This window comes from Vibrio sp. 1151_11 (assembly GCF_029478525.1).
Lineage (GTDB): Bacteria > Pseudomonadota > Gammaproteobacteria > Enterobacterales > Vibrionaceae > Vibrio > Vibrio anguillarum.
On the sequence record NZ_SHMN01000044.1, the window covers coordinates 1 to 7,376 of the forward strand.

Annotated in this window: 10 protein-coding genes; all 10 read right to left on the reverse strand. The window is 40.3% G+C overall.

Features of this window, described 5'->3' with window-relative positions:
- Window positions 1-111: 111 nt before the first annotated feature.
- The gene (locus EXZ60_RS17895; protein WP_277436087.1) at window positions 112-306 is read right to left on the reverse strand and encodes a hypothetical protein; all 195 of its coding nucleotides are present in this window, start codon (window positions 304-306) and stop codon (window positions 112-114) included.
- 697 nt (window positions 307-1,003) lie between these two features.
- Window positions 1,004-1,411, reverse strand: coding sequence for a GNAT family N-acetyltransferase (locus tag EXZ60_RS17900; RefSeq protein WP_194576802.1), 408 nt, complete (start codon window positions 1,409-1,411; stop codon window positions 1,004-1,006).
- A 700-nt stretch (window positions 1,412-2,111) separates the two neighbouring features.
- Entirely contained in the window at window positions 2,112-2,546 is a 435-nt protein-coding gene (locus EXZ60_RS17905; protein WP_064626944.1) for a GNAT family N-acetyltransferase, read from the reverse strand.
- A gap of 151 nt (window positions 2,547-2,697) precedes the next feature.
- Window positions 2,698-2,985, reverse strand: a complete 288-nt coding sequence (locus EXZ60_RS17910; RefSeq protein WP_010377835.1) for a type II toxin-antitoxin system RelE/ParE family toxin — start codon at window positions 2,983-2,985, stop codon at window positions 2,698-2,700.
- The gene (locus EXZ60_RS17915; protein WP_081245543.1) at window positions 2,982-3,263 is read right to left on the reverse strand and encodes a type II toxin-antitoxin system Phd/YefM family antitoxin; all 282 of its coding nucleotides are present in this window, start codon (window positions 3,261-3,263) and stop codon (window positions 2,982-2,984) included. The genes EXZ60_RS17910 and EXZ60_RS17915 overlap by 4 nt, the downstream gene beginning before the upstream one ends.
- 228 nt (window positions 3,264-3,491) lie before the next feature.
- Window positions 3,492-4,385, reverse strand: coding sequence for a restriction endonuclease (locus EXZ60_RS17925; RefSeq protein WP_277436088.1), 894 nt, complete (start codon window positions 4,383-4,385; stop codon window positions 3,492-3,494).
- A 159-nt stretch (window positions 4,386-4,544) separates the two neighbouring features.
- A complete protein-coding gene (locus EXZ60_RS17930) occupies window positions 4,545-5,312 on the reverse strand; it encodes a DUF2971 domain-containing protein (RefSeq protein ID WP_277436089.1) in 768 nt (255 codons plus the stop codon).
- A 158-nt stretch (window positions 5,313-5,470) separates the two neighbouring features.
- Window positions 5,471-5,890 (reverse strand): GNAT family N-acetyltransferase, encoded by a 420-nt coding sequence (locus tag EXZ60_RS17935; protein ID WP_277436090.1) that lies wholly within the window; start codon window positions 5,888-5,890, stop codon window positions 5,471-5,473.
- Window positions 5,891-6,094: 204 nt separating this feature from the next.
- Window positions 6,095-6,688: a hypothetical protein gene (locus tag EXZ60_RS17940; RefSeq protein WP_277436091.1), complete on the reverse strand. Its 594-nt coding sequence runs from the start codon at window positions 6,686-6,688 to the stop codon at window positions 6,095-6,097.
- 142 nt (window positions 6,689-6,830) lie between these two features.
- Entirely contained in the window at window positions 6,831-7,106 is a 276-nt protein-coding gene (locus EXZ60_RS17945; protein ID WP_208891691.1) for an antibiotic biosynthesis monooxygenase, read from the reverse strand.
- Window positions 7,107-7,376 lie beyond the last annotated feature (270 nt).

Below are 7,376 nucleotides of genomic sequence, written 5' to 3' on the forward strand. Positions count from 1 at the left end.
TTTCAAACAGGGTTTGCCATTCTTTGTTGGTGCGCCGTTTTGCCATTTCAGATCTCCTTGAGGTTGGAGATTTGATCTTAGGACGTACCGATATTGATTAGAATGTGGGGTTTATGATGCGCTTACGTAAGAGGTGGTAGCGTCACCTAATAGAGCTGCAATCAAAGCAATAGCTAAAGATACAACGCCCGCCAGAAATGAGAGTGCTTCCATTTTATTGGCAATAAAAAAGTTCTTAACATCGTTTAGTGCACTCTCTTTCGATATAAAGCATTCAATGATCGCACCAATATCATCACTGTTCAAAATATACTCCTATTGCCCTAACGCTGCGTTAAGTGGTGAGCAACGAGACCACAATCCTAAACCATTGCGCCTTAAACACAAAACTCAACCTAGAACCGAAACTCCCAAGCGTTGGGAATCCGTCTTAAACGCCTAGTTAGCTGCTGCACTTTCGCCAGCGAATTACGACAAAATACCTAATTTGAAACACATTATTGCTTTCAAACGGCAAAGTAAAACGGACAGGTGTGAAATTAAAACCTAATCCACGAAATGCGCTTGGCAAAGAAGAAATGGCCGAGGAAATCCCCATTCCTGAGCATGGTAATTTGCAAAGAATTCTATCGAAAAAGCCAACGACAGAGCACACGAAATGAATTTAGGCATTCATGAATTTCAACAACAAAAAAACCGCGTCAACGAACTTAACAAACGCAACACTTCCCGTAAGCAGACTTCGTTAAGTTCAAACACTTCCCGAAAAGTGCCACTGGCGAGATAGTTGAGAAGCTGAGATTTGTCCGGTGTGTAGCTAGAAAACCCAAAGCCTTTCCACCCTAAACTCACCGTTTTTCTTAACCCCAGCTAACGCCAAATTAAGGTGTGAACAACGCTACCACCTTACCTAAACCATTGTGCCATAAACACTAAACTGACTTGAAGTGACGGCGCCAAGCGTTGTGAATCACTCTTAAATTTATTGTTATGTTTGTGGTTCTTACACCCACGAAACAGACATTTTGAAGTACGCTACATTTGATTTGTAAAACTCTTCACCTTCAACACACAACCCAAACTTCTGATAGAAAGACAGTGCTGAAGTTCGTGCGTCACACCAGAAATAGCTCACATTTTCTCGCTTCAAATCACGCACCAGCTTCTCGATGACCTTAGTACCAATTCCTTGCCCTTGGTATTCAGACAGAGTAGCAAATTTTCTGAGCCTAGCTTCATGACCATTGTTATAAACGGATGCCACACAAACCAGTTTCCCACCAATAAATGCGCCATAGTGAGTAGCAGAGTCATCCCCTTCGACTTCGCAGAATGAAGGCGATTTATTAGGCCATAAAACAAGATGCCTAATGGGTAAAACCTCTGCTGTGGTAACCTTTCGTATATCCATATTTCCTCAAAAAACATAACGCCCGGCTAAGGGGTTGACAACGCAACGCCAGACTAAAAAAACACACCTTAAACACTGAACTTCAATTTTAAACTAAAGTCACCACGCGTTGGCAATCCCTCTTGAGCCGTTTGTTAGCTGCTACACTTTAGCCGGAGATTGACTACCCAACGGCCTAATTTAAAACACATTATGGCTTTCAAACGACAAAGTAAAACGGACAACTGAGAAACTAAAACCTAACCCACGAAACGCACTTGGCAAAGAAGAAATAATAGGAAAACTGACGAGCTTCTAAGACTTAAATTTACAAAGAATTCTTTCGAAGAAGCCAACAACCAAGTGCGCAAAATCCATTTAAACGCGAAAGAGCTTCAAAACCAAAGAAGCCACACCAAAGAAATAAACAAACACACCACTTCCCGTAAACAGAATTCGGTTAGTTCAAGCACTTCACGAACAGTGCCACTGGCGAGATACATGGAAAAGTGCTGACTTTCAGGTGTAAAGCTAGAGTCTCAGACCAAAAAAAATGAACACGGAATTTTATGGTTTTTCTTAACCTCAGCTAACGCCCGGCTAAGGGGTTGACAACGCACCGCCGAACTCAAAAAACACACTGTAAACACTGAATTTCAATTTTGCACTAAAGTCGCCACGCGTTGGCAATCCCTCTTGAGCCGTTTGTTATAAGTTGCCACTAAACGTTTGGATTACTTGAGTTATTAAACGAATACATGCGTATTTCATCCCTTGGAAACCAGCCTAATTTTTCGTAAAAATTTTGCGCATTAACATTATTGCTATAAACAAATAAATGCGTCTTTGAAACACCAATCGAAGTCAAAGCATCAACTGATTTTTCAACCAAAGCTTTACCTATTTTTTGGCCTCGAAATTCTGATGAAACAGCCAAATGTTGCAGATATCCTCTGCGACCATCGGTCCCAACGAGTACCGCACCAATAATTTTATTGCCGCTTAAAGCAACAAAACTTAGCCCAGAGTTTCGGTTAAGGTAACTTTCAATGCTTTGTTTAGAATCAGCATCTCTTAATGACAAGCTTTCCGTCTGGCACCACAGATCAATCACTGAATCGTAATCGGAAATATCCATTTCTCGAATTGTAATCACTAAAGCCTCCAAAGCTTATAACGCCGCATTAAGTGGTGAGCGACGCTAAACACCGATGCCTCGACAAACCACTTAAAACACAAAAACTGAATTTACACTAAAGCCGCCAAGCGTTGCGAATCCGTCTTAAATGCTTTGTTATAACACAGTCTTACACGTCATCTTCCGACAACATTTGACGACAATTACGAACTGTTAGTACGCGGATCTCATGGCTTAAGCTATAGATAATACGATAGTGACCAAAAATGATTTCACGATAGTTAGTATTGGGCATTTCAGGAACAAAGCGCCCCATTTCAGGCATACTTCCAAGTAGTTCAGTTTTGTCAAAAACTTCGTTTACCCACTTTTCTGCCGCAGGTGGATTATCCAAAGAAATAAATTCCGCTGCATCGCCTAACTTCTGAAGCGCTAATGGAGACCAAACTACTTTCATTTCGTAATGCGCCCCAGTACTTGAGCACGAGCATCATCATTTGAAACACCAAGGCCTGAAGCTAATTGAGCTTCAGCGGTGCGCATTTCTTCCAGTAACTCGATCTTCTCTTGCATTGCTTCATACTCTGCAACATCGAGAACAACAGCTACACCTTTGCCACGCTGTGTGATGACCAATGGACGGCGAGTCTCATTGATTTGTTTGATGTAAGAAGCTACACCTGCACGAAATTCAGATAACGGCTGAATATCTTGATCGAAATGAATACGACTCATATTGAACTCCAATTGGTACAAAATAACGTACAAATAATAGTTTAATTAACCGTTTTGAGCAAGGAGTTGATTCTGTGTTATAACGCCCAATTAAGGTGTGAGCCACGCGACCACGACACTCATTTTGGACACCGTAAACACTAAACTAGACCCAAACCAAAAATGCCAAGCGTGGGGAATCACTCTTAAATTGTTTGTTATGTGAATTCTTTCAACTTTTGATCGACCCTATACACTCAGGATCTCTTCTAATTTTAATAAGTTACCACAGTTATCTTGCCACACCATATCAGCCTTTACATAGGGTGGAATGATGAGGTCATCAGGTTTAGTAAAACACTTAAGAATATCGAATAATTCATTACCACTTATCAATTCAAGCTCTAATCGATTGTTCAACTTTTCTGGTATGTCTTTAGCCACTGATGAATATCGTTCAGCAGTTGTTACAAAAATACCTTTTTGTATATTCTCTATTGCTAGAGCACCAACAAAGTTTCTAACCTCTGTCACTGGTTCTACATCTTTTGTGATACGACGTTTTACTTGAACTGCAGCCTTAACTTCACCATTTTCGTGAGCAACAAATAAATCAATGCCACCGTCGGGCTTATTAACATTTGCTGTAGAGCTGAATACATCACATTTGAGATGTTCTTTTAACAAAGACTCGACTAATGATTCTGCTTTACCTGCGGAGATTAACTTACGATCTTCCCAGTTTTTCAATAAATGCTGACGAATGTCAGCAATTGCAACTTTATTTGACGTTATATCAACCTGCTCAATTACAGGGTGATAACTATATGCCCACTCTGAGTTCTCCCTTTTAAATTTAGGAAGTGACGGGTGACTCTTTGTCACGCATATAGCTTTTGATTGCCACCAACCACAGTTTCCACACACAAGCATTACTGGTTGCATAATTGCATAATGCTCGTATGGTTCAGGAGGTGGAGCTTGGTCTTCTGGTATATGCTGATAAATCGAAGTCTCACAAACGCATATAGGGCATAAACCGGACTTAAATGAAGTACGCATCATCAGTCCAATTTCGTCATCACCACTATCGGTGTATACATGGTCATGCTCTATCAGATCTCGATAAAATACGCGATTCAATTTATTTCCTCCTATTCACATAACGCCCAATTAAGGGGTGAACAACGCTACCGCCCAAACCTAAAGCATTGTGTCATAAACACTAAATTTGAAGTAGAAGCAAAAGTGCCAAGCGTTGAGAATCCCTCTTAAATTGTTTGTTATAACTCTTTTCATAGCTCATGCTTTATTTGCTAAGTCTTTCCATGACATAGATTTTTCGGATAGCTCATACTTGCGCACAAACTTACCTTTTAAATTTTTATTGTACAATTCCGACTTAACTACATTTGTGTTTTTAAGCATCCGATCGCAGTACGATGTAATCATACTTTCAACCCACGCAGGTGCTCTAGGATCAATTTGAACTTGGCCTAAAAAGTCAGTTATTGGTATATCTAAATTTACATGAGTGTTGTCGTGAAAGTCTTCGCCTGTTGAGTCATTAGGATGCACTAGAATCCTGATTTCTTCTTCGTGTGAGAAATCGACTCTTTTATACCTAGTTGTATATCCGCGGCTATCGTCTTGTTGCACCATATTCATCAATTCATCTATATCTCGATAATATCGAACCATAGACACTCCAACTCGACGCACACCAGTAAGTTTTCTCAACTTCCCTACTGTAGACGCAACTTTTACACCACTCTTGTTAGGCGAGTAGATTCGCCACATAGCATCTGATTCTTGCTTTAATGTCCAACATTGACCAAAAAAGAACTGATCTGCGCTATATTGTGATTGTGGAGAGCTGACTTTTCCACCAATATCAAGCTCATAGTTTGAGAGGATATTCTCCCAAGGGTCTTCCCAAGTAGTAACTTTGGCAAAAGTTAGCTTTTTCATTTCAACTAAGTTAACAAACGCTTCAAACGAAAAATATCTATATATTTTTGTCGAGTCTGTTACATTCTCATCGGTTATATCCAACCTCAATGGTTCCATCTATTCCTCCTTGAGTTATAACGCCCGGCTAAGGGGTTGACAACGCACCGCCGAATTCAAAAAACACACTTAAACACTGAACTGCAATTTTGCACTAAAGTCGCCACGCGTTGGCAATCCCTCTTGAGCCGTTTGTTATAAGCAAATAAAACCTTGATTTAATTGATGTTCAACTGTTCAGAACTAGACAAAACCCATGCACTATTATGAGCTTCAAAACCAATTTTCGGATAATAACCTTGCGCTTTCGGCGCTGACAGTAAAACCAATTTACAGCTTGGGCTCAACTCTTCTTTAGTCACTAAGATCAGATATTTACCTATACCATTGGATTGAACGCTTTCATCAACGGCTAAATCAGACAGATAGCAACAATAATGAAAATCTGTCACTGAGCGAGCCACACCGACAAGTTGACCGTTCAGCCATGCGGACACAATTAAATTAGAGTTGTCGAGCATACCCTGAATAGTTGACTCATTATCCAAAGGACGACGCTCACCCAATGAAGTTTTCTTCAGTAAAGTCACGAATTGTTCAACTGAGATTGGATGGTTTACTTTGTACTCGATTTCCATTTTTCATCCTCTGGGGCTGAATTTGCTTATAACGCCCGGCTAAGGGGTTGACAACGCACCGCCGAACTCAAAAAACACACTGTAAACACTGAACTTCAATTTTGAACTAAAGCCGCCACGCGTTGGCAATCCCTCTTGAGCCGTTTGTTAAATTACATTACCTACGGATTTGGCAGAAGAATTGGAACTTTATAACAGAACGATTTATCCCAATAATGAAACGATAAGAGAACCAATAGAAGAAATTGAAGCAGCTGTCGGCAATGATTTAACTAACGCATTTACCACAACTTTACTCGGTTTCTCATTTTGACATTGAGCATCGATAGCCTCTACAACTTCATAAGCTTCTTCACGCTCGGAATCCGATATATTTAGACGCTTAACTTCAGATTTCAAGGCGCTCAGCGCCTCTTGAAGATCGCTATTAATGTTCACAACGTTTGTAGAATTGTCTGTCGAGTTATTGTTGACGCGAGCATTTGCTCCGCTAATGTTATACGTAATTGACTGCACCGCTTTTTCTGCTTCAGGCAAACCCAATTTTTGCACTTTCATCTGATAATGAGCAGGAATATCTCTTCCCATCCCCTCATGAAAACCGGGATCAATAACTTTAAATGTTTCCGTCCCACCGTTAGACATGACACGTTGAATCAAGTCATGAGGTTCGATCAGAAAATCAGAACGCATTAAGTAAATGCCTTTACTTTGGACACTCGCATTCATTACTGAGCTAGTCGTTCCGTCTGACTTTAATACCTGTATTTTGTCTTTCATCATATCTGAAAATAACATAAAGCCTCCTTTGTAATTTAACGCCCTGTTAAGTAGTGAGGCATGCACTACAAAAGCTTCCGCAACACTACGTAATCACTAAAACCGCTGCAAACCAAAAATGCCACGCATGCCGAATCTGCTTGAACAGTTTGTTATGCGTTTACTCAAAGATTTCATAATGACGTTCAACATTGACTGTCACTTTGCCCCAATGAGAAGCTTTTACTCTTTTCTGATGTTGTTCAAAAGCCACTTTATCCACGAACTCTTCATAAATATCAAATCGAAGAGGGTTTTCCGGATTTTCAATGACGCTGAAGGTAATACAACCAGACTCGTCGAGAGTAAGTCGTTTGTGATTTACCAGCTCATTTTTCACTAATTCAAGATCCGACTCAGGAACTAAAATAAAACCTTTCAATGTTACTTTTGACATGAAATTCCTTGTTACGCATAACGCCCTGTTAAGGTGTGAGCAACGCAATACCGAAGCTCTCGCATAATACCTTAATCACTTAAACCAACGCATGGTAAAAATGCCACGCGTTGCGAATCACTCTTAAACAGTTTGTTAAATGCCTTGGATTCAAGTACGAAGTGCGACACCTCTGAACATAAAAACAGTGAGATGCGATAATCATGAAGTTTGCTCCCGCCAAGAAGTAAAAAACATGAAATACACGCACCTCACTGAGAACGAAAGGTA

Coding starts and splice junctions, on each gene's coding strand:
- EXZ60_RS17935 (WP_277436090.1), bottom strand. CDS start 5,890: ATGGAAATCGAGTACAAAGTAAACCATCCAATCTCAGTTGAACAATTC.
- EXZ60_RS17910 (WP_010377835.1), bottom strand. CDS start 2,985: ATGAAAGTAGTTTGGTCTCCATTAGCGCTTCAGAAGTTAGGCGATGCA.
- EXZ60_RS17945 (WP_208891691.1), bottom strand. CDS start 7,106: ATGTCAAAAGTAACATTGAAAGGTTTTATTTTAGTTCCTGAGTCGGAT.
- EXZ60_RS17930 (WP_277436089.1), bottom strand. CDS start 5,312: ATGGAACCATTGAGGTTGGATATAACCGATGAGAATGTAACAGACTCG.
- EXZ60_RS17940 (WP_277436091.1), bottom strand. CDS start 6,688: ATGTTATTTTCAGATATGATGAAAGACAAAATACAGGTATTAAAGTCA.
- EXZ60_RS17915 (WP_081245543.1), bottom strand. CDS start 3,263: ATGAGTCGTATTCATTTCGATCAAGATATTCAGCCGTTATCTGAATTT.
- EXZ60_RS17900 (WP_194576802.1), bottom strand. CDS start 1,411: ATGGATATACGAAAGGTTACCACAGCAGAGGTTTTACCCATTAGGCAT.